The organism is Mesorhizobium sp. WSM4837, assembly GCF_055811435.1.
This window is the reverse complement of record NZ_JBVVQE010000001.1, coordinates 21,478-42,015: the sequence shown is the minus strand read 5'-3', so window position 1 is coordinate 42,015 and position 20,538 is coordinate 21,478. Positions and strand designations below refer to the sequence as shown.

Genomic DNA, 20,538 nt, shown 5'->3' with positions numbered 1-20,538 from the left:
GGGCGAGGGCGCTTGTAAGAAGCGGCGCCGAGATTGACGCCTCCGGCGTGGACGAGGTGCGGGGCCGCTCCGCCTGTGGAAGAGCTGGGTGAGATAAAGCCGTGCGTGCCCCGCGCAGGGGGCGAGCACCCACAGGTTGGTTAAGACGTTGTCGACGATACCCCAGCGCCGTAGAAACCGGTCTCCCGCATAATGCCGTAGTGCAGGGCTACGGCGTTGAAGTTTGCGCTGCCACGTGTGTAGGTTGCGGCAAACATCCCGGCCGCTGGCGCGGCGTATGGGCCGAGCAATTCGCCTTACCGGCAGAAGCAGAAAACGCTAGAATGAACTCCTGCGACGGTTCCAACTGCGCCAAAGACGAGCGCGATGAGCGCGGCGCTCTCCCGAGCGGATTCTGGTGCAACTCCTACCACGTTGCACTCATGCACCCGGAGACTTGACTGCGAGGCAACGTGGGGATTCCGCTTACCCGTCTGCTGACACTTTGACTTCGCTTGGTGCGCGTCAGGCCTGACTTCCGGCTGATCTTCAGATAGCGGCGATGTCCAGCTTCGAGCCGTCGACCAGACGCGACAGGCGGAACGGTGTAGGATCGACGCAAGGCGTGTCGTTTACGACAAGCTCTGCGGCCAGATAGCCAAGCCCCGGGCCCAAACCGAAGCCGTGGCCCGAGCAGCCCGCCGCGAGGACGAGGCCTTTCACCCCGTCCACCTGCGACACCACAGGCACTGCGTCCGGCGTGCAATCGACGAAGCCGCCCCAGGCACTATCGATCTCTATATCGCCGAGTTGGGGGAAGGTCTTCCGGACACTCTCCACCACTTGGCTTACCAGCCATTTTAAGGGTGGAGGATCCAGCACCCGATTCTGTTCGAAGATCCGATCGTCGCTGGTCAGCAGCGCCGGCATTGAATCCGGCCCCGAAAGGAACGATTGGCCGATGCCGAGCCTGACGTTCTTCAGGCGACGCAAGAATTGCGGCATGAATTCTCGGCTATACCGGATAGCCTGGGGCGTGATTTCGAGGTTCGCCTTGCCGCTGATCGCAAGCGTATAGCTGCCGTCCAGTCGGCGCGTGACCGTGCAGTAGGGTGTGGAGATCGCCTCGCCTATGTTGATTGTCGGGGTGGAACGCAGCGCGGTCTGCCGGATGCTCGCTTGGGGGAAACTGATCCCGAGCGGCCTAAGGAAGCGCGAGGACCAGGCGCCAGCGGCGCACAGCACCGCGCTGGTTCTGATGTAGCCCTTCTCCGTGTGCACGCCCGCAATCTTGCTATTGGCCAAGTCGAGCGCCCGCGCGGCGCATTCCTGGTGGATGGTGGCGCCCAGAGCTCTGGCCCCATCGGCGATGGCCGGCGCGGCGAGTGCAGGTTCGGCCTTACCATCCCGGTCCGAATAGGTCCCGCCGACCCATTTGTCGCGCGCTTCGGGGACGCGCTCGGCCACCTCCGCCCGGCTCAGCATGCGGGTGTCGACCTCGTACTCCCTGGCGACCTCGCGCCACCTTTCCCAGCCGGCGAGCACAGCCTCGTCGTGAGTGGCATAGACGAGACCGCAGCGTCGAAATCCAAGGTCCCGATTGATATCGCGCGTCAGCTCGTCCCACAGTCGCATGGAGATCACCGAGAGCGGCAGTTCGCGCCGATCGCGGTTCTGCTGGCGGCACCAACCCCAGTTTCGGCTCGATTGTTCACAGGCGACGTGGCCCTTCTCGAGCAGAGCCACAGAGAGGCCACGCTTCGCCAGGAAATAGGCGGCCGTAGAGCCGAGGATGCCGCCGCCGACGATGACGACGTCGACCTCGGCCGGGAGACGCTCATCGCTGTGAATGCGTTCGACTCGGGGCGACATGTTCCAACCAACCTCGGCTGCCAAGAATGCGGAAGCAAAGTTCCGATCAGCCCTTCATCGCATCGTGCGCTCGAAAGAATGTGCCGAAATCATCCAGGACTTCGCCAGATGTGCGGTTTTTGATCCCTTGATCGATACGAGCTACTCAAGCCCGACCGAGTTCCAGTTCGGCGCAGGGCGGCGTAACCTGCTCGCGAGTCCGTTGGATCGCGCTTGAGGGTCTTGAGCCTACGAGCGAAGTTGTAGGCGGCAACGAAGTCGGCGAGGTGTTACCTGAACTGATCGTGGCTCTTGTAGTAGAAGCGTTTGACCGTGGCGTCCTTGATCGTGCGGTCCATCCTCTTGCAGCTTTACGCGCTCGCTGCGGCGGGGCGTCAGACGTGGACCTAGGCGATCAGTCGCCGAACGACGGAGATGCTCTGATGTTCCATCGGAACACCGCGGGGAGAAAGACCGACGGATCATGGCAGATGCGGATGAGCAGCCCGGAGCAGATGAGCGAATAGACGGTTTATTCGGCCGCCATCTCGGAACGATCCCGCCGCCCTGCCATTATCGCCATAAGGACAGGCTCAGATCGTGGTGGCGCACGATTGGCGGCAAGGACCGTGGCCAACTGCAATCACCGGCGGTCGACGGTTCCGCCAGAGATCTGGGCCTCAAAAATCGACCGCAAGGCACCTTGGAGGAAACCAATGGCTGGACGCAGAACCCATGAGCAGCAATTGCGCATCATTGAAAAGCGGGAAAACACGAAGGGCGCCGGCAAGGATTTCGACGCAGAGGCCGACCTGAAGCGATCAGCAGCGGAACGTGAAGCGCTGCGCAAGGGGTCGGAAATCAGGTCCAAGACACCCGACCTCGTTGACCCTGACGATCGCAACATCCTTCGCGGAGAAAATCAGGAGAGCGTTCATCACAAGAACCGTCCCGACCACTAAGAATTGGAGCAAGCCCATGGCAAAAGGTAGCAAGAAGCACATCGGAGCGGGTGCGCGGGGAAAGGGTTCCGGTGCAGGCGCCATGACCACCACCCCAAAGGACAAGCTCGAGGAAAACAAAGTCCTGTCCAACCGCGACAAGGCCCAGCACACGAAGCAACGCGGTCTGGATTCCAGGCAGATCGCGACTGAGCAGCGCCAGGATCACGCTGCCAATCGTTTGCGCGATTGACGGCTCAACCGCCGCTGGCGCGCGGTGGCGCGGCCCTGACCGGGGCCGCGCTTCAGGTTGGCTGCGAGCGCAAGGGGAGGGGCCGTATGGCTCAGGCCCATTCGCCACTGAAGAGCGGTTCTATCGGATGGCGCGATTTGGTCATTTTGAGTTCGCGCAGAAATATCGCCGCGCTCGACGATCTCCATCGGTTGTCGGTCCTTGCTAGCCGTGGCGTGCTCCTTCGGCAGATCGCGTCGACGATTTGCTCTCAAACTGCTCCGCCTCACGCAGCAGCCGGATCACCTCCGCGTCGGTGGTCTGCTCGAAATCCTCATAGTACCGGCTCACCGCAACAAACGGCTCAGGCGTGGCGAGACAGACCACTTCGTCCACATCGGCTTTGATGAGGTCCAGCGTGTCCCGGGGTGCGACCGGGACGGCCAGGACGACATGCGCGGCGCGATCCTTTCTTAGCGCCTTGAGCACCACTCTGACCGTGCCTCCGGTCGCAATGCCGTCATCGACGACGATGACGGTCCGGCCCAGGACCGAAGCCGCAGGCCGGCTTCCGAGATAGAGGTTTCTGCGACGTTCGATTTCCAGCAGTTGCCGCCGCTTCTCTGCTTCGACGTATTCGTCTGACGGCCGGACCAAAGCCATCGCCTCCTCGTTGAGGACGAGCTGGGGATTTTCCCCGTCGACGACCGCGCCGATACCATATTCGGAATGGCCCGGCGCGCCGATCTTGCGCACAAGCAGCACGTCGAGCCGGGCACCGAGTGCCTTCGCCACTTCGAAGCCAACCGGCACGCCGCCGCGCGGCAGCGCCAGCACCAGTAGATCGGTTGCCGCGAACCTGGCCAAATCGGCGGCAAGCTGGCGCCCCGCATCCGTTCGATCTTTGAACCTCAAGGCGTCAAAGCGCATGGTCTTCACCTCCAAGGCCGAAACCCTGGCGTGGTGCTGCTCAGGCCTCCTCCTCGCCCAAATTCAGCTTGCTGGGGAAACGGCGATTGCGGGCAAATTGTTTCATCAACCCTTGGCAAAAATTGCCGAACCATGCGATTGGCCCCCGGTTCGCAAAAGAAGCTGCTGGAACAATCGATCGCCCTGCTGCGTTCGATTGTTTTACTCCTGCCGGGGGTGCTCGATGGCGCCACGTCCTTTCTGGAAAGGCTATCTGAAGCTTTCGCTGGTGACCTGTCCGGTGGCGATGACGCCCGCTACCACCGAGAGCGAGAAGGTCCGGTTCCATACGCTCAATCGCAAGAGCGGGCATCGGGTGGTCAGCCAATATGTCGATGCCGTCAGCGGCAAGCCCGTTGCTGAAGACGACGAGGTGAAGGGCTACCAGCGCGGCGAGGACGAATACGTCCTGCTCGAGGACGACGAGATCGAAGCGGTTGCGCTCGAGAGCACGCGCACCATCGATATCGACATGTTTGTCGATGCCGACAGCATCGGCTGGATCTGGTACGACAAGCCGCACTATCTCACCCCTGACGACCCGGTTGGGGAGGAGGCATTCTCGGTCATTCGCGACGCGATGCAATCGACGGGGACGGTCGGAATATCGCGATTGGTCATGTACCGCCGCGAACGCGCCGTCATGCTTGAACCACGAGGCAAGGGCATCGTGCTGTGGACACTGCGCTATGGCGACGAGGTTCGCGACCCCGAGGTTTATTTCGGCAAGATCGACGACGTCAAACCCGACCTGAAACTGATGGATATGGTTTCGACCCTTATCGATGAGCGAACCAGGCAGTGGGATCCCGCCATGACTGGAGATCCCGTCCAGGCGCGGCTGCTGGAGATCATTGCCTCGAAGAAGAAGGGCAAGAAGGGTCCGGCCAAGGCGAAGGCCAAGGCCGAGCAACCGGCCAGCAACGTGATCAACATCATGGATGCGCTGCGCAAGAGCATCGGCTCGGAGGCCGGAAAGCGGAAATAAGCGCCTGGGAGCAGGCTGGGCTGGGGGACAAAGGCAGCACAATGAAGGTCATACCCCGCGATCCTGCTTTCGACAGCACCCGCCGATCCAGCGATTTCCTCCTGCCGCTCGATACGCCTCCGATGGAGGCAAAGGCGGCCGATGCGATTCCCGAAGGAGACGGATGGCAATACGAACGCAAATGGGATGGTTTTCGCTGCCTGGCATTCCGGCAGGATGATGCGGTGGAGTTGCGCGCAAAGTCAGGCAAGCCGCTCGGACGGTATTTTCCCGAACTCGTCGCGACATTGAAGGAACTGCCGTCGCGCCGTTTTGTCGTCGACGGTGAAATAGTCATCTCGGTCGACGGCAAGTTTTCGTTCGACGCACTCCAGATGCGGCTTCATCCCGCCGAGAGCAGGATCCGCAAGCTGTCCGCCGAAACCCCGGCTCGCATCGTCCTGTTCGACATGCTCTGCGATGAGCACGGAACCGTCTGGTTGGCGCGGACCCTGAAAAAACGGCGAGCGATCCTTGAGGCTTTCGTCGCTTCGGCAAACCGCAGGAACATCGTGCTTTCGCACTGCACGCGCGATGTGAAGGAAGCCCGCTCCTGGTTAGGGGATGCCGGACATGGGGCGACAGACGGCGTGGTCGCCAAGCGGCTGGACGGTCCGTACCAACCGGGGGTACGCGCGATGGTCAAGGTAAAGCGGTTGCGGTCGGCCGATTGCGTGGTCGGCGGCTTTCGCTATCTCAGCAACAGCCCGCAGGTCGGCTCTCTGTTGCTGGGTCTGTACAACCAGGCCGGCAAGCTCGATCACGTCGGGTTCACCTCGACCATTGCCAAGGATGACAGGGCCGAGCTTACCCGCAGGCTCGAAGCCATGCGCGAGCCACCCGGCTTCACCGGAAAGGCGCCGGGCGGGCCGAGCCGCTGGAGCACCGAGCGCAGCGGCGAATGGGAGCCGGTCCGGCCCGAACTGGTGGTCGAGGTACGCTTCGATCATGTCACCGGCGACCGTTTCCGGCACGGCACCAAGTTCCTGCGCTGGCGGCCGGACAAGGCTCCGGAGCAATGCACGTTCGAGCAAATCGCCTGACTATTCCGATGCATGCGCTTCGCAGTGCCGTCTCAAGCCGCTTTCTTGCGCCGCTTTGCGCGGTCTTCGATTGGCGCTGCGGCCGCGTGGAAATCCTGCCAGGGATCCGACGACAGCGAGGCAAGCCGCGTTGGAGTGTTCTCGACGGTAAAATAGGCCGGTCCGATGCTGGGGCCGAGTTCGTCCCAGGCAAGCGGCATCGACACCGCTGCACCCGGTCGTGCTCTTGTCGAATAGGCTGCGACCGCGGTCGCACCACGCTGGTTGCGCAGATAATCGACAAGGATTTTCCCGCGTCGTTTCGATTTGGTGATGGTCGAGACGTAGCGGTTGGGACTGTCGGCGGCCATCGAGTCGGCAATCGCCTTGGTAAAGGCTTTTACTTCTGGCCATTCGGCTTTCGGCTTCAACGGCGCCACGACGTGCAGACCCTTGCCGCCGGAGGTCTTGATGAAGGGGACAAGCCCTGCATCCTTCAGCCGGTCGCGGGTCTCGACGGCGCCTTCGATCACTGCCTCCCAGCTCACGCCCTCGCCGGGGTCGAGATCCATGATGATCATATCCGGACGCTCCCAATCGCTCACCGTCGAGCCCCAGGGGTGGATCTCCAGCGCCGCCGACTGGACCAGACCGATGAGCCCGTCGAGATCATTGATGCTGATCAGCCGCTCGTCGGGCGGATGCTTGGGGTCGTGGACCAGCACGATGTTCGGGTTGAGCCCCTTCCAGACATGCTTCTGGAAGAATTGCTCGCCCGAAATCCCGTTGGGACATCGCACCAGCGCCAGCGCTCGGCCGACGATGTAGGGCGACGCATAGCGCCAGACCTCGGCATAATAGTCGGCGAGACCTTCCTTGGTCACGCCCTCGTCCGGCCAGTAAAGGCGGTCGGGATGAGTAAGCTTGACGGTCCGGCGCTGAGGTTGGGGCACTGCCTTGCTCGTCTTCGGCGTCTCGCGCACGATCTCCTTCGCCGGCTTGTCTTCGCGCAATCCGCGGAACGAGGCGTGGCGCAGATTGCCGTCGGCGGTCCACGCCCGGAACTCGACTTCGGCGACGAGATCCGGCCTGACATAGCGGACTTGCCGAGCCTCCTCGGCGCTCAGACGCTCGTCGAACGGGCTCGACGGAACGCGCATCCGCTCGAGCTTCTTGAACAGGCTCTCGGCGACCGCCGCTGTGTAGCCGGTGCCGACGCGCCCGACATGATGAAGCTTGCCGTGGTCATAGACACCCAGGACAAGCGAACCGATCGCCTTGCGCGAGGTTGTCGAGGGGATAAAGCCGGCCACGACAAATTCCTGCCGCGCCGAACATTTCGACTTCACCCAGTTCTTGCTGCGGCCGGCGCGGTAGGGCGCATCGCGAAGCTTGGAGACGATGCCTTCCAGGCTCAGCCGACAGGCATGTCGCAGCACCAGGGCGCCGTCCTCCTCAAAATGGCCGCTGTAGCTGATGATGCCGCTGTTACTCCCGATGATTTTTTCCAGCAATTCCTTGCGCTTGATTAAGGCAACGTCGCGCAGATCGTAGCCGTCGAGATGAAGCAGGTCGAAGACGTAGAAGTGAAAGCGATCACTGCGGCCCTCGCTGAGATCGGCTTGCAGCGCGGAAAAATCCGATGCGCCGGCTGACGTCTCGACCACGAGTTCACCGTCGATCAGTGCCGTCCCGACAGGGATATCGGCCAGCGCCGAAACGACCGCCTTGCCGAATTTCTTCGTCCAGTCGAGACCGCTCCGCGTTAACAGTTTGACGCGGCCGGCTTCGATCCTGGCCTGTAGCCGGTAGCCGTCGAATTTGATCTCGTGCAGCCAGCGCTCGCCCGACGGCGCTGACGAGACCAGGGTCGCCAGCGTCGGCTCGACGAAATCGGGAAGCGCCGCCTTCTTGGCGCCCTTTATCTTTGACGGTTCGGGAACGCTGACAGTGGCGGGGGCCTCTTCCGCTGGAGCTGGCCTGGTGCTGCCGCCGCGGCGCCTGCGAATGCGGCCTGTCTTGGACGACCAGCCGGGCTCTTCGCCGGCGACGTCGTCGATCTTGCGGCCGGTCGCGACGGATTCCGGCCGCTCGTCCAGAATGTCGGGATCACGTTCGGTGCGCGCGGCGTCGTCGTCGCCTTTGATCAGCAGCCAGTTCTCGCGCTTCTCCCGGGGCTTTCCGGCCATCCGCACAAGATGCCAGCGGCCGCCAAGCTTCTCGCCGTGAAGTTCGAAATCGAGATGGCCTTTCGCATAGCCGCGATGCGCGTCGCCGATCGGCGTCCAGGTGCCTCTGTCCCAAAGGAGGACGGTGCCGCCGCCGTACTCGCCCTTCGGGATTGTGCCTTCGAAGCCGCCATATTCCAGAGGATGGTCCTCGACGTGGACGGCAAGGCGCTTCTCGCCGGGGATCAGGCTCGGCCCTTTTGTGACGGCCCAGCTCTTCAGGACGCCGTCCATTTCGAGGCGAAAATCATAATGGAGCCGGGTGGCATCGTGCTTCTGTATCACGAAGCTGTTGCCGGTCTTGGGCGCCCGGCGGCCCTGCGGCTCCGGGGTAACGGAAAAATTGCGCTTCTTGCGGTAGGTCTCGAGCGCCATCGGTCAGCCGGCCTTCCGACGCGGCGCTGTCTGCTTCGCCTTGGCATGGCGCGCTGGCTTTGACTTTGCCGCGGGCTTTCTCGTCGAGGCCGGCTTGCCGCCAACGCCGGCGCTCTGGCGCAGCGCATCCATGAGATCGACGACCTTCTCCCGCTTGGCCGGCTTCGGAACAGCGATCTTCTTGCCTTCGAGCTTTGCCTTCACAAGCTCGGCCAGCGCCGCCTCGTAACGGTCGTCGAATTTGATTGGATCGAATTTGCCTTTCTTGGTCTTGATGATGTGTTCGGCCAGTTCGAGCATCTCGCCCTCGATCTTCAAGTCGGGGATGTTGTCGAAAGCCTCCTCCGCCGAGCGCACCTCGTAATCGAAATTCAGCGTCGTTGCGACCAGGCCTTCGTCATAGGCGCGGACGAGCAGGGTCCGGACGCGCCGGAACAGCACGGTCTGGGCGATCGCGGCGACCTTCTTCCTGCGCATGCCCTCGCGGATCAGCCCAAACGCTTCTTCCGCGTGTTTGTCCGACGGGGCCAGGTAATAAGGCTTGTCGAAATACACATCGTCGACATCGGCACAGCCGATGAAGGCCGAGACCGACAGCGTCTTGTCACTCTCGGGAACCGCGGCTGCGACCTCATCGGGTTCGAGCACGACGTACTCACCCGAGCCGATCTCAAAGCCTTTGACCTGGTCGTCCTTCTCCACCGGCTTGCCGCTATCGCTGTCGACGAAGGCGCGATGCACCCTATGGCCGGTGGCGCGGTTTATCGTGTGGAAGGCGATCCGCTCTGAGGTTGAGGCAGCCGTATAGAGCGCCACCGGGCAGCTGAGTTCTCCGATTTTCAGAAAACCCTTCCAATTTGCTCTCGGCGCCAAGACGATAGCCTCACTGTCACAAGCATTGCACAGGAAATGCAACGTGGCGGCGCCGAGATTTGTTCCTTTGACGCCGGCGTGGCGGTGATCAGAGGGGTCCTGGGCCAACAGACAAGCCATTCCGCTGCAACCAAATTCACCACCACGCCGTTGTCGAGCAGGAAGGGAGCGGTTGGCCATGACGAGACTGTCGCTGACGAGCCTATTATTTTTGGCGGCTCTGGCTTTGGCGGGTTGCAGCAACGAGGCCGAGCCGACACAGGGCAGCACCAGCAGCACTGAACCGACCCAGAGCAACACCAACACCGTCGACCAAAATCCCGAGGTCGACAACGATCCGACGCCGAAGACGACCACGGGCGGCGATCAACCCGGCACGCCGCCGGCGCAATGAGAATCGGGCAGGCCGACTGGATTCTGTGAGGGCATGCGTTCCTTTTCCGGATGAATTTCTGACGACAAGGCACCGGGTTTCATCCCGACTGGCTCTGCTCGACCAGATGGTAGCTATACCGGTCTCGAATGAAAGCGTTGAAGAACCGGCCTTTTGACCAGGCCTTGCGGAATGCCGCATAAGTTTGCGGCAGCACGTCGTTGAAATCGTAGCGATTTCCGCTTGGGACAAACCATACGGAGAGGGTCCTCGTCGCCGGGTCGTAATTGATGCTTTGGATAACAGTTGAAGGCATTTCCCACCACTCGACTCGCCTGGGCAATAACCCGCCCCGGCAATCCGGGTTCCGTCTCGCGCACGTGGAGGCGATGATCCGGCCGGCCCGTTGCCTCCAAGGCCTTGCCGCCAGCGGCCGGCCCACCAATTAGGGTTGATGCCATCGCTCAAAACAAGGCAGCCGCAAACCGCTGGCCAAGGCGACCTGTTTCGCGCGCCTGACTTTCACGCACGTGACGATCTGCCGGAAGGATTTCTCTACCGGCCGGAACTGATCACGGCGGAGGACGAGGCTGAACTGGTGCGGCAGCTCGAAAGTCTCGCCTTCCAGCCTTTCGACTTTCATGGCCATCTCGCAAACCGCCGCGTCGCCGGTTTTGGCCTGCGCTACGATTTTGACCAACGCAAGGTGGTCGAGGCGCCGCCGATCCCTGCTTTTCTGATGCCGCTCAGGGACAAGGTGGCGGCATTTGCGCGGCTGCCCGCCGATGCTTTCGCGCACGTCTTGATCAACGAGTATCGGCCCGGCGCGGGTATCGGCTGGCATCGCGACAAGCCGCAGTTCGATGCCGTGGCCGGCGTTTCTCTTCTTGCGCCATGCAGCTTTCGGCTCCGCCGGAAGAACGGCACGAGATGGGCTCGCGTGACCGTCACCCTCGAGCCAAGGTCGGCTTACCTGATGACGGGCCTGGCGCGCACCGAATGGCAACACAGCATCCCGCCGGTTTCCGCGCACCGCTATTCGATCACCCTGCGGACCGTGCACCCGCAACGGCCGTCTCGATCAGAAGGATAGTTCGATGACCAGGATTGAGACTGGCTCCTGTTTTTGCGGTTCGATAAGTGCTGAGATGCACGGCGACCCGTTCTGGATCTGCTCTGATCACGATGACGATTGTCGCAAGGCGATAGGCAGCCCACTGACCGTCTGGGTCGGCTATCGGCCGGCCCAATTCAGATTGCTCACCGGCGCGCCAAAAAAATTCTCAAGGACTCGAGGCGTGCTCCGCACCTTCTGCGCCGATTGCGGGACATCCATAGCCTACTTCGACCAGGGGCTTCCCGAGGAACTTTATCTGACGATCGGCTTCTTCGACCACCCCGAGCGCTTTGCGCCGCAGGCTCATGCCTATTGGGACATGAAGCTGCCGTGGGTGGAATTTGGCGACGATCTGCCGCGTGTGGGAAGATATTCAAGGCGGCGCGATCCGGCGGTCGGAAATCCGGCCGACCGGTAACCGGCAACGCCGCCGATGGGACCCGAGTGGCCCAGCTGAATTGAATTGCGATCAGTTTGTAATCCAAACGAACCGGCATCATCGCTTCTTCACGCCGCTTTCGGTACTATCTGTTGAGCGCAAGGCATAGGTCGAAACAGGCAAAAATTTGGCACAACGATCGGGAAGCGCAGACCTTCCACTTCATGGCGGACGCGTGCCGAAATGGCTCGGCGACCGTATGACGCGCCTTGGCGCGGTCATGTGCGAGGCGATCATTCACCATTACGGTCGCGAGGAGCTGCTGCGCCGGCTGGCGCATCCCTTCTGGTTCCAGTCGTTTGGCGCCGTCATGGGAATGGACTGGCATTCCTCCGGCATCACCACCAGCGTCATCGGCGCCCTGAAACGTGGTTTGGCTCCGCTTTCCGGCGAACTCGGTATTCACGTGTGCGGCGGCCGCGGCGCGCATTCGCGCAAGACCCCGCATGAGCTTGCCGTCATCGGCGAGCGCGTCGGCTTCGACGGAACAGGCCTGGCGACGGCCAGCCGGCTTGTCGCCAAGGTTGACAGCGCCGCCGTCCAGGACGGCTTCGACCTTTATCTGCATGGCTTTATCGTCACCGATGACGGCGACTGGGTCGTGGTACAGCAGGGCATGAACGGCGACAGCAAGGTGGCGCGTCGCTACCACTGGCTGTCCGAAGGCCTGAAGAGTTTTGTCGACCAGCCGCATGCCGCCATCGAAGGCGCCAACCAGGGCGAGATCGTCAACCTGACGGACCGCCGGGCCGATGCCTCGCGCAAGGGACAGTTGGATCTCCTGCAGGACCTCGGACCGGATCGCATTCTGAGGGAGTTCGCCGCGCTCGAACGTGACGTGGCTGCCGCACCGGAGCCCGACCAGCCAATGCTGCCGCACCTGGTCATGCCGGCGCACCACGACGTTCGCGAAACCGATGTCGTCATGCGTCGTCTTCATGGCAACATGGCGGCGGCTGCCGAGCGTGGCCCCGCCGATTTCTCCGAACTTCTCCTGGTCCCCGGCGTCGGTGCACGCACGGTGCGGGCGCTGGCGCTGGTGGCCGAGGTGCTGCATGGCGCGCCATGCCGGTTTTCCGATCCCGGGCGCTTCTCGCTGGCACATGGCGGCAAGGACAGGCATCCATTCCCCGTGCCGCTGAAGGTCTATGACGAGACGATCGGCGTGCTGAAGTCGGCCGTCCACAAGGCCAGGCTCGGTCGCGACGAAGAAATCGGTGCCTTGAAGCGGCTCGACGACCAGTCGCGGCAGGTCGAACGCTATGTCACTGGCCCTAGCCTGAAGGAAATCGTTGCCGGAGAGTTCGATCAGTCGCATCTGCTCGGCGGCCGCAGCGTGTTCGGCTGGAACGCCGCACCCGAGGCGCCCGCGGATGCCAAGCAAAACAAACAAAAGGGATAGTCGGCCCGGATCGCAATTCAGCGGACCAAGTGGTGAAAATCTGACGCTTGATACCCAAAACGAAATACCGATTTCGACCCTTCTCTGCCCTTCTGTCGGAGAAATTGAAGGGAAGCCTTGACCCGTTAACGACCTTCCTGACATCGCGCTTCAACGTCCGCACAGGGGGTGAATGCTGTCATTGTTGCGCAGTCGTGGAGCGACGAGCCACTGAATCACGATCTGCGAGCAGGTAACCGATCGGCCAGCGCCGTGATCACTCGGGGTCGGTTCGACTCGCCGCCGCGGGGACAATGAGACCTTGGCATGCGACATGGCAGATACTGTGGGCTGGACAAATCATGGGCCGGCCGCATTCCGACCCGACCCGGAACTCGGATTGGGACGCTTTGACAAAGCGCACGTGATTTCGTCGCGCGAGATACCAATGTCGTTAAGAATGTCATCCGGTGACCGGCTCAACCCGTCCGTTATCATCCACATAGCTTTTCGCTCGGCGCGAAGGCGGAACCATCCGCGAATGTAGCCAATGGTGCCATTATGAAAACTCGTCCACATCGAAGTCATCTTAATCATCGGCTCGAACACACGGCACGGAACGGCACTGGCGGTATTCACCGCGAGAAGGACCGGTTACGTAGCGTCTGACTCGTCTCAATTCCGAACTTATCGGTCTCGTCCGGCTGGGCGCACCGCGGCGGCAGCGACTGCAACCGCGCCGGCGAGGGTTGAAATGCTGATTGTTTTTCGTAACATAGTTCTGTTTCCTTTCAGCGATGATGGTTCATCAAGCGATCAAGATGACATGCATAGGTTGTGCCGGCCGACAACATAAGGCCAGAACCATCATCTTCTTCTACAAACAATTGCTATGCTAAGTTTACGGTGCGTGAGGTTGCGCTCGAACACAACTAATATATATTTCAAAGCTAATTTTCTAGCTTTAGCAAGCTATATTTTAAAGGCAAGCTTGACAAATCCACCGCTAACCTCTCGGTGCTCCACCCAGGGTGGTCAAGAGACGTTCGGCAAAAACGGGTTTGCGGGCCAGGGCCGCTTCGGAGCGGCGGCGGATGCTTCGTTCCTTCTCTCACCGCTTGCGCATGGGCGTTTGTCGCTACGCTATCGGCCTGCGTCGTGCTATACTTTTTGTTTGGCTTCCTTCGACGGGATGGAGAGATGTTCGCCCTTTCAACCTTGACGCGGAGAAGCATTGGCGCTGCTCTTGTCGGTTGCGCTTTCCTCGCGTCGGCTGCCATGGGAGCGGGAGATACTGAAGATGTCGCGATGGGAATCCGACTTGCGGAATTGCTTCGCGCGGGGCGAAGCGTTGTCTCCAACTATCAGACACTAATCAACGATCCAGCACTTGGCGACAAGCACCTCGACAGCGAGCGGTTTGCGAGCGAGGCCATCGCCGTTTACTCAAAAAACACCGGCCAGGACCCGTTTTCCGGCGAATTGACCAATCGCGACCGGCGTCTGCTTGAGGCCCAGATTGGGGCTATGCGGGAGGTGGTGGACGAGCAGCAAGATGACATCAACCGCGCTGGGATCGGGTTCAAGGGCTTCGTGCCGGCCGTTTTCGCGCGTCTGTTGAATGAGAAATTCGCCGCCAAGGTTGGCAACGAAGCTCTGGTGCGCGTGACAGCGCCCGAGCAACTCGTGCGCAACCGCAAATCTCTTCCGGACGCTTGGGAAGCCAGCATCATCGTAAGCGTCTTTTCAGATCCGAAGAGAGCAAAGGGCGAAGCCTACACGGATGTGACCGAGGTGGAGGGACGCCCGGCATTTCGAATGCTCCTGCCCGAATACTATACGGAGTCGTGCCTTTCCTGCCACGGCGAGCCGAAGGGCGAGATCGACATAACTGGATATCCCAAGGAGGGCGGAAAAGCCGGCGATTTGGGGGGCGCAATCAGCATCGTCTTGTTCAAATGAGCGTCCTGGAACAGACACCCCACGAGGTGGAAGCCATACCGGCGCCGTCGAAATCCCTGGGACGTCGCCTTGCCAGTCTGCCGATCGCGGCCCGCGTAGCTGCACTGACAGCGGCCGGCCTCATTAGTCTCATCGTATCTTCCATCCTTCTCACGCAGGCGCTTTATCGCAGTGCCGACCGCACCGCAGACACTAAGGCATTGTTCGATCTCGCGGCGAATGCGGCTGCGGCGCACGTGACCTTCGGCGAATTGCGATACTGGCTCACCGATTTGTCGGTCAGCTTGCTAATGAACTCCCAGCGGAATGCCGAGCAGGCGCGTGAGCGACTGCTGGACCAACTGGACGGCCTTTCGAAATCATCCCCCGATGCAGTGAGGGAAATCCGTGTCGAGATCGATGACTATGTCAAAAGGGCACTAGAGGCGGCGGACAGCTATACTCAGGATAACCGCATCATTGGAAACGCTCTCCTGGCGGAGGCGCGAACCCACAGCACGAATGTCGATGCCGCCCTTAACGAACTTGTCGAGGAAGTGAGCGCCGAGGCAGAAGCTGCTCGCAACGAGGCTGTAAGGCTAGCCCAGAAAACCGCGACTACCGCTGCCATTCTGGTGGTCATCGTGCTGTTGATTGGGTCGCTTCTTACAATCCTTGTTCTTCGCTCGATCATTGGCCCGTTACGGCGGCTGAACCGGGTCATCGGCGAACTGACGCAAGGACGCTACGATATTGAAATACCGATTGAGGGAGGCGACGAACTCGGCGCAATGTCGCGGACGCTTCGACTTTTTCGCGCGGGCGCGATTGAAAAGAAACGACTGGAAGACGAGGCGGAGCAGCAAAGACGGACGATAGCAGCGGCGCTTGAGGCAATTTCTGACGGATTTGTCCTATTCGATCCGCAGGACAGGGTCATCCTGGCCAACAGCAAATTTTGCGAATTCTTCCCTGACCATGCGCGAGCTTCTCTTCCTGGGCAAAGCTTTCAAGAAATCTTGGAGCAACGCCTGGCGGGCGGGCAAGTCGACCTTGCGGGCGCGTCGCCGGAGGAGTGGATTGCCCAGCGGTTACACATCCACAAGGACCCGGCGGGCTTCGTCTGTGAGGATCGCTTCGGCGACAGATGGGTTCGCGTAAGCAGGCGAAAAACGCCTGACGGCGGCGCGGTCGCCGTTTACACCGACATCACGGAATTGAAACAGAGACAAGACGAACTCGAGCGCGCCAAGAGCCGTGCTGAATCGACGAATGAAGCCAAGAGCCGCTTCGTCGCATCCGTCAGCCACGAACTGCGTACGCCGCTGAACGCGATTATTGGCTACAGCGAGATGCTGATCGAAGATGCGAGCGACCAGCACATGGTGGAATTCGTTCCGGAACTGGAGAAGATCGCCGCGGCTGGTCGCCATCTCCTGGCGCTCATCAACGACATCCTCGACTTGTCAAAGATCGAGGCGAACAAGATGGAAATTTTCTTGGAAACGTTCGTCGTCGCCGATTTGATGCGCGACGTCCAGGCCACAGTCGCGCCTCTGATGGCGAAAAACCGAAACGGTTTCGTACTGGACCTCGACGACGACCTCGGGAAAATGCATTCGGATCAGACGAAGTTGCGTCAGAACCTGTTTAACCTGCTCAGCAACGCCGCCAAGTTTACCGAAGGGGGTCGTGTAACACTCACGGTGCGTCGCGACAGACGACCAAAGGGCGATTGGCTGATATTCAAAGTGTCCGACACCGGGATCGGGATGACGCCGGAGCAGCAGGAACGGCTCTTCGACGCTTTCACGCAGGCGGACGCATCCACCACTCGCAACTATGGCGGAACGGGGCTTGGCCTCAGCATAACCCGGAGTTTTAGCCGAATGATCGGAGGCGTTGTAAAGGTCGAGAGCGAACTCGGAAAAGGCTCGACCTTCACAATGGAGATTCCAGCCGAGTTCAAAAAAGAATCTGGCGAGCAACACCCCTCCGAAGCTGTGCCGTTGCCGTCACGAGACAAGGCGGTTCTGATCATAGATGATGAACCAGCCGCCCGAACCGTCATCGCCAGGGCCTTGGCGGAGGCGGGACTGGCATCGTTCGAAGCAGCAAGCGGCGAGGAAGGAATAGCCGCTGCTCGAGCGCATCGCCCCGCGGCGATCATTCTCGACATCATCATGCCGCATCAGGACGGCTGGTCAGTGCTGCGATCTCTGAAGAACGATAGGGAGCTTTGCGAGATTCCTGTGATCCTTGCGACGATACTTGCAGATCGCGAACTCGGCCTCTCACTCGGGGCGGTTGAATACCTGACGAAGCCGATCGACACCGAGAAGCTGATTCAAACAATTGAGGCTTGCGGCGGTGGCAACCGCGATGTGCTTGTAATTGATGACGACCAAGCTTCCCGCGATTTCCTTCGGCGTATCCTGATCAAGAAGGATTGGCGGGTTCACGAGGCAAGCGACGGCGCGCGCGGACTTGGCCTGATGAAACGGTTGTTGCCGCGCCTGGTGGTGCTTGATCTGCTGATGCCTGAAATGGACGGGTTTCAGACATTGAGTGAGATGCAGCAGACGCCCGAACTGCAGAACATTCCGGTGGTCGTAGTTACCTCGAAAGATCTGTCGATGAACGAGCTCGAATGGCTCCGCGATAGGGCGGTTGCCGTTGTGACCAAGGGCGCGAACAGCAGGTCTCAATTGGTCAAGGCGCTCGAACGCCAGATTTCCGCGGCCGAGTAGGTTGGCCCGGCATCTCAGTTCGTTGACCCATCGTTAGAAGAGGCCGAAGATGACGAGAATCCTTCTGGTGGAAGACAACGAAATGAATCGCGACATGCTCTCGCGGCGGTTGTCGCGGCGTGGGTTCGAAGTGCTTATTGCGGAAAACGGACAATCCGGCGTGGAACTAACCATTTCGGAAAGACCGGATCTGATCCTTATGGATATGAGCCTGCCCGTGATGGACGGATGGGAGGCGACACGGCGGATCAAGGCTGATCCGGCCACCTCGGGGATCCCTATAATCGCGCTTTCTGCGCATGCTATGACCAGCGATCGGGAATTGGCGCTTGAGGCCGGCTGCGATGACTACGACAGCAAGCCGGTGGACCTGCCGAGGCTTGTCCAGAAAATCGAACAATTGCTTGCCGCAAATCCGTGAGCCGCCGAGTCGGCGGATTGGAGACATGACTGCCAACGAGTTCCAACGCCACGCAATAGCCGCCCATCTGGCGCAGCGGCTTGCTGGACCGGCACGGGCAATCTCGGGATTTCAGGAACTGCTGCTAGAACAGGTGCAGAACCATAGTCTGGTGCACATCACTCCAGATCTTGAGAGGGTCGGCGCCGCTGCCCGGCAATTGAACAGCCTCATCGACAGCTTGATCCATGGCAAAGCCGACTGTCCGGACCATGCAGGGCGCGAGATCGAGGCGAAACTGCGCCACGATTTGCGAACACCACTCAACGCGATTATCGGCTACTCCGAAATGATCCTTGAAGAAGCCGAAGAATTGCACGAACACGCATTGGACGAAGATGTCAGGGTGATGCTCGCGGCTGCGGCCGAGCTGTTGGCGCATGTCGATGCAATTGCCGGCCTATCGCGCGCCAGCGACAACGAAGCGCTGTGGACGACGGATCAGGCAGAGATCGATGCAGCAGGGCTTGAAAGGGCGCTCGGCAAGACGGAGCACGATGCATTCTCAGGACGCAGCGGTAGAATACTTGTCGTCGACGACATCGGCAGTAACCGCGATCTTCTCTCGCGCCGCTTGCTGCACGACGGTCATCAGGTAGTCACTGCCGAGTCAGGCCTGTCCGCGCTGACCCGCCTTGCGGAATATGAATTCGACCTTGTTCTGTTGGACATACTGATGCCGGACATGAACGGCATCGAGGTGCTCTCGCGATTGAAAGCTGAGCGCCGGTGGCGGCACATCCCGGTCATTATGATCTCGGGGCTGAACGAAGTCGACGCCGTGGTCCGCTGCATCGAGGCGGGAGCCGACGACTACTTGCTTAAACCATTCAATCCGGTCCTGTTGCGCGCCCGGATCAACTCCAGTCTGGAGAAAAAGCGTTGGCGCGACCGCGAGCACCAGTATCTTCAGCGGATAGAGGCGGAAAAGCGGCGGGCCGACTCGCTTCTACATGCCGTCCTGCCCGGTCAAATCGTTGCGCGGCTACAAGGGGGCGAGGAGATCATTGCGGACCGGTTCGAGGAAGTGACCATCCTTTTTGCCGATATTGTCGGATTCTCGCCTATCGCAGCGAAATTGCCGGCATCCGACCTTATCAAGCGCCTCGACCGGATGTTCAGCATGTTCGACGCGCTGGCGGAGAAGCATTCCGTGGAGAAGATCAAGACAATCGGAGACGCGTATATGGCCGCTTGTGGTCTTCCGGAGCCGGCGGCCGATCACGCCGACAGGACCGTGGCGCTGGGAAAGTCCATGCTGGACTCGTTGAGGCTCTTGGCGTCGGGCAGCGATAGTTTTCGCGTCCGAATCGGCGTACACACCGGACCGGTGATCGCCGGTCTGATCGGCCGACATCGGTTCGTCTATGATGTCTGGGGCGAAACCGTGAACATCGCAAGCCGGCTCGAATCCCAGGGCGTAGCCGACCGCATGCAAATCTCGGAGGCAACCAGACGCGCTTTGCACGACTCTTGGGAGCTAGAACCGCGCTGCACTGTGGAACTGAGAGGCGTCGGCACGATGGAAACCTATCTCGTTCGACACTGATGTCTGATTTCCTCAAAGCGACGCGTAAGCGAGTAGCTTACGGCACCGGCGTTGAGAGGCTATCACTACCATAGCATTCGCGAATCGAAGAGCAGATTAACCAGCGTCCGTGTCATCATCAGCATGATCGGGTTAGGCTCGGCGGACTTGGCTACCACCACCCGTCCCATCCATATCGAATTTAGGTCATGGGTTGCTGGCGAGACTGGAGGCCTATGTCGAGACGGGCTTTCTGTGCTTCCGCCGCATCTCCAAGCGGAAGTTCATCCATCTGTGATGGTCGAGAATAACGCCAGAGCTATCGCGACACGGGTGCTGATTCTATGTGGCACCATACGTCCGGAACGTGTCCGAGACGCGACCTCCATAGCGATGGCCGCGCAACTCCGATTATGGCGCTCTCTGCTCGTTCAGGAGGCTAAACGAACTACGGCTTCCCACCCAAAGCGGTTGTCTAACCTCGGGGACCAAGCGTCAGGTTTTCACCACTAGCCTGATCCGCGCTTGGCTTCAGGCATCGAGATCGATCAAGGCGATGCCGAGTTCCGGACGTTTTCTGCGGCGCAGATGACCAGGCGTTTCCACCAAAGTGACTTCGAGTGTAGGCCGAACAATGCCATCGAGCAGATGTCCGCCCTTCGTGCTGCCGTCGCGCAATCCGAGCACCGCATGGACGTGAAGGCTGGGCTTGCCGTCGTCGCCGATCGCAACGTCGCCGATCGCGCTGAGCACCTCGCACTGTTCTAGCACCGGGATTTTCCGATAAGTTTTTTCCTCGATGTCGAACCAGCCGACAGTCGCCTTTTCGAAGGCGCCGAGCGCGGTCAGCGAGGCACCGCCAATATCGTGATCGACAGCGAAAGATGTGAGCGCCGCGAACGCTTCCTCTCCGGGATCAAGCACCACCACGAACGTCCTTTGTCCGGCGCTTTCGGCGACGAGCTGCGATTTCATGATTTCACTCCAGACGCTGTGTCGGCTTTGGGTTGTCATTCGATCGAGAGGTTGAACGGAAAGCTGGCTCGCGAGTT

Annotated in this window: 19 protein-coding genes; 13 read left to right on the top strand and 6 right to left on the bottom strand. The window is 60.6% G+C overall.

Going from position 1 to position 20,538, the window contains the following annotated elements; genetic code table 11:
• Window positions 1-528: 528 nt before the first annotated feature.
• Window positions 529-1,851 (bottom strand): NAD(P)/FAD-dependent oxidoreductase, encoded by a 1,323-nt coding sequence (locus AC0L3D_RS00210; RefSeq protein ID WP_473629589.1) that lies wholly within the window; start codon window positions 1,849-1,851, stop codon window positions 529-531.
• 463 nt (window positions 1,852-2,314) lie between these two features.
• Here AC0L3D_RS00210 and AC0L3D_RS00205 point away from each other — a divergent pair, with 463 nt between their 5' ends.
• The 3 genes from AC0L3D_RS00205 to AC0L3D_RS00195 are packed head-to-tail and all read left to right on the top strand — an operon-like array spanning window position 2,315 to window position 3,024.
• On the top strand, window positions 2,315-2,569 hold the full coding sequence (locus tag AC0L3D_RS00205; RefSeq protein WP_473642615.1) for a hypothetical protein: 255 nt from the start codon (window positions 2,315-2,317) through the stop codon (window positions 2,567-2,569).
• Window positions 2,547-2,792 (top strand): hypothetical protein, encoded by a 246-nt coding sequence (locus AC0L3D_RS00200; protein WP_027154084.1) that lies wholly within the window; start codon window positions 2,547-2,549, stop codon window positions 2,790-2,792. The genes AC0L3D_RS00205 and AC0L3D_RS00200 overlap by 23 nt, the downstream gene beginning before the upstream one ends.
• A gap of 16 nt (window positions 2,793-2,808) precedes the next feature.
• Window positions 2,809-3,024 (top strand): hypothetical protein, encoded by a 216-nt coding sequence (locus AC0L3D_RS00195; protein WP_027154083.1) that lies wholly within the window; start codon window positions 2,809-2,811, stop codon window positions 3,022-3,024.
• Window positions 3,025-3,228: 204 nt separating this feature from the next.
• Here the strand turns inward: AC0L3D_RS00195 and AC0L3D_RS00190 are convergent, their stop codons facing one another.
• The gene (locus AC0L3D_RS00190; RefSeq protein ID WP_036262767.1) at window positions 3,229-3,933 is read right to left on the bottom strand and encodes a phosphoribosyltransferase; all 705 of its coding nucleotides are present in this window, start codon (window positions 3,931-3,933) and stop codon (window positions 3,229-3,231) included.
• A gap of 223 nt (window positions 3,934-4,156) precedes the next feature.
• Between AC0L3D_RS00190 and ku (AC0L3D_RS00185) the strand changes: the two genes are divergently transcribed.
• Both ku (AC0L3D_RS00185) and AC0L3D_RS00180 read left to right on the top strand, forming a co-directional pair.
• A complete protein-coding gene (ku, locus tag AC0L3D_RS00185; RefSeq protein ID WP_473629590.1) occupies window positions 4,157-4,960 on the top strand; it encodes a non-homologous end joining protein Ku in 804 nt (267 codons plus the stop codon).
• A 41-nt stretch (window positions 4,961-5,001) separates the two neighbouring features.
• Window positions 5,002-6,042 carry an ATP-dependent DNA ligase gene (locus AC0L3D_RS00180; protein WP_473629591.1) on the top strand — a complete coding sequence of 347 codons (1,041 nt, stop codon included), beginning with the start codon at window positions 5,002-5,004 and terminating at the stop codon, window positions 6,040-6,042.
• A 32-nt stretch (window positions 6,043-6,074) separates the two neighbouring features.
• On the opposite strand, the gene ligD is transcribed toward AC0L3D_RS00180, so the two are convergent.
• Both ligD and ku (AC0L3D_RS00170) read right to left on the bottom strand, forming a co-directional pair.
• A complete protein-coding gene (gene ligD, locus AC0L3D_RS00175; protein ID WP_473629592.1) occupies window positions 6,075-8,624 on the bottom strand; it encodes a DNA ligase D in 2,550 nt (849 codons plus the stop codon).
• Between the two features lie 3 nt (window positions 8,625-8,627).
• Entirely contained in the window at window positions 8,628-9,497 is an 870-nt protein-coding gene (gene ku, locus AC0L3D_RS00170; protein WP_473642613.1) for a non-homologous end joining protein Ku, read from the bottom strand.
• A 178-nt stretch (window positions 9,498-9,675) separates the two neighbouring features.
• Between ku (AC0L3D_RS00170) and AC0L3D_RS00165 the strand changes: the two genes are divergently transcribed.
• Window positions 9,676-9,891 (top strand): hypothetical protein, encoded by a 216-nt coding sequence (locus tag AC0L3D_RS00165; RefSeq protein ID WP_473629594.1) that lies wholly within the window; start codon window positions 9,676-9,678, stop codon window positions 9,889-9,891.
• Window positions 9,892-9,970: 79 nt separating this feature from the next.
• On the opposite strand, the gene AC0L3D_RS00160 is transcribed toward AC0L3D_RS00165, so the two are convergent.
• Window positions 9,971-10,186 (bottom strand): KTSC domain-containing protein, encoded by a 216-nt coding sequence (locus tag AC0L3D_RS00160; protein WP_473629595.1) that lies wholly within the window; start codon window positions 10,184-10,186, stop codon window positions 9,971-9,973.
• Between the two features lie 138 nt (window positions 10,187-10,324).
• On the opposite strand from AC0L3D_RS00160, the gene AC0L3D_RS00155 reads away from it, so the two are divergent.
• The 7 genes from AC0L3D_RS00155 (at window position 10,325) to AC0L3D_RS00125 (ending at window position 19,507) form a co-directional block, all read left to right on the top strand.
• Window positions 10,325-10,963, top strand: coding sequence for an alpha-ketoglutarate-dependent dioxygenase AlkB (locus AC0L3D_RS00155; protein ID WP_473629596.1), 639 nt, complete (start codon window positions 10,325-10,327; stop codon window positions 10,961-10,963).
• Between the two features lie 4 nt (window positions 10,964-10,967).
• The gene (locus tag AC0L3D_RS00150; RefSeq protein WP_128167985.1) at window positions 10,968-11,405 is read left to right on the top strand and encodes a GFA family protein; all 438 of its coding nucleotides are present in this window, start codon (window positions 10,968-10,970) and stop codon (window positions 11,403-11,405) included.
• 148 nt (window positions 11,406-11,553) lie between these two features.
• Window positions 11,554-12,828 (top strand): DUF763 domain-containing protein, encoded by a 1,275-nt coding sequence (locus AC0L3D_RS00145; protein ID WP_473629597.1) that lies wholly within the window; start codon window positions 11,554-11,556, stop codon window positions 12,826-12,828.
• Between the two features lie 1,179 nt (window positions 12,829-14,007).
• On the top strand, window positions 14,008-14,769 hold the full coding sequence (locus AC0L3D_RS00140) for a Tll0287-like domain-containing protein (protein ID WP_473629598.1): 762 nt from the start codon (window positions 14,008-14,010) through the stop codon (window positions 14,767-14,769).
• Entirely contained in the window at window positions 14,766-17,498 is a 2,733-nt protein-coding gene (locus AC0L3D_RS00135) for a hybrid sensor histidine kinase/response regulator (protein WP_473629599.1), read from the top strand. The genes AC0L3D_RS00140 and AC0L3D_RS00135 overlap by 4 nt, the downstream gene beginning before the upstream one ends.
• A gap of 49 nt (window positions 17,499-17,547) precedes the next feature.
• Window positions 17,548-17,919 carry a response regulator gene (locus AC0L3D_RS00130; RefSeq protein WP_031255744.1) on the top strand — a complete coding sequence of 124 codons (372 nt, stop codon included), beginning with the start codon at window positions 17,548-17,550 and terminating at the stop codon, window positions 17,917-17,919.
• Between the two features lie 25 nt (window positions 17,920-17,944).
• Window positions 17,945-19,507: an adenylate/guanylate cyclase domain-containing protein gene (locus AC0L3D_RS00125; RefSeq protein ID WP_023801351.1), complete on the top strand. Its 1,563-nt coding sequence runs from the start codon at window positions 17,945-17,947 to the stop codon at window positions 19,505-19,507.
• Window positions 19,508-20,017: 510 nt separating this feature from the next.
• Here the strand turns inward: AC0L3D_RS00125 and AC0L3D_RS00120 are convergent.
• Entirely contained in the window at window positions 20,018-20,461 is a 444-nt protein-coding gene (locus AC0L3D_RS00120) for a PPC domain-containing DNA-binding protein (RefSeq protein WP_473517948.1), read from the bottom strand.
• Window positions 20,462-20,538 lie beyond the last annotated feature (77 nt).

Excerpts from the sequence above, each read along its gene's own strand:
- AC0L3D_RS00190 (WP_036262767.1), bottom strand. The coding sequence starts at position 3,933 with ATGCGCTTTGACGCCTTGAGGTTCAAAGATCGAACGGATGCGGGGCGC.
- AC0L3D_RS00135 (WP_473629599.1), top strand. The coding sequence starts at position 14,766 with ATGAGCGTCCTGGAACAGACACCCCACGAGGTGGAAGCCATACCGGCG.
- AC0L3D_RS00205 (WP_473642615.1), top strand. The coding sequence starts at position 2,315 with ATGGCAGATGCGGATGAGCAGCCCGGAGCAGATGAGCGAATAGACGGT.
- AC0L3D_RS00120 (WP_473517948.1), bottom strand. The coding sequence starts at position 20,461 with ATGAAATCGCAGCTCGTCGCCGAAAGCGCCGGACAAAGGACGTTCGTG.
- AC0L3D_RS00140 (WP_473629598.1), top strand. The coding sequence starts at position 14,008 with ATGTTCGCCCTTTCAACCTTGACGCGGAGAAGCATTGGCGCTGCTCTT.
- ku (WP_473629590.1), top strand. The coding sequence starts at position 4,157 with ATGGCGCCACGTCCTTTCTGGAAAGGCTATCTGAAGCTTTCGCTGGTG.
- AC0L3D_RS00155 (WP_473629596.1), top strand. The coding sequence starts at position 10,325 with ATGCCATCGCTCAAAACAAGGCAGCCGCAAACCGCTGGCCAAGGCGAC.
- AC0L3D_RS00210 (WP_473629589.1), bottom strand. The coding sequence starts at position 1,851 with ATGTCGCCCCGAGTCGAACGCATTCACAGCGATGAGCGTCTCCCGGCC.
- AC0L3D_RS00180 (WP_473629591.1), top strand. The coding sequence starts at position 5,002 with ATGAAGGTCATACCCCGCGATCCTGCTTTCGACAGCACCCGCCGATCC.
- AC0L3D_RS00130 (WP_031255744.1), top strand. The coding sequence starts at position 17,548 with ATGACGAGAATCCTTCTGGTGGAAGACAACGAAATGAATCGCGACATG.
- AC0L3D_RS00125 (WP_023801351.1), top strand. The coding sequence starts at position 17,945 with ATGACTGCCAACGAGTTCCAACGCCACGCAATAGCCGCCCATCTGGCG.
- AC0L3D_RS00150 (WP_128167985.1), top strand. The coding sequence starts at position 10,968 with ATGACCAGGATTGAGACTGGCTCCTGTTTTTGCGGTTCGATAAGTGCT.
- AC0L3D_RS00200 (WP_027154084.1), top strand. The coding sequence starts at position 2,547 with ATGGCTGGACGCAGAACCCATGAGCAGCAATTGCGCATCATTGAAAAG.
- AC0L3D_RS00195 (WP_027154083.1), top strand. The coding sequence starts at position 2,809 with ATGGCAAAAGGTAGCAAGAAGCACATCGGAGCGGGTGCGCGGGGAAAG.
- AC0L3D_RS00160 (WP_473629595.1), bottom strand. The coding sequence starts at position 10,186 with ATGCCTTCAACTGTTATCCAAAGCATCAATTACGACCCGGCGACGAGG.
- ligD (WP_473629592.1), bottom strand. The coding sequence starts at position 8,624 with ATGGCGCTCGAGACCTACCGCAAGAAGCGCAATTTTTCCGTTACCCCG.
- AC0L3D_RS00165 (WP_473629594.1), top strand. The coding sequence starts at position 9,676 with ATGACGAGACTGTCGCTGACGAGCCTATTATTTTTGGCGGCTCTGGCT.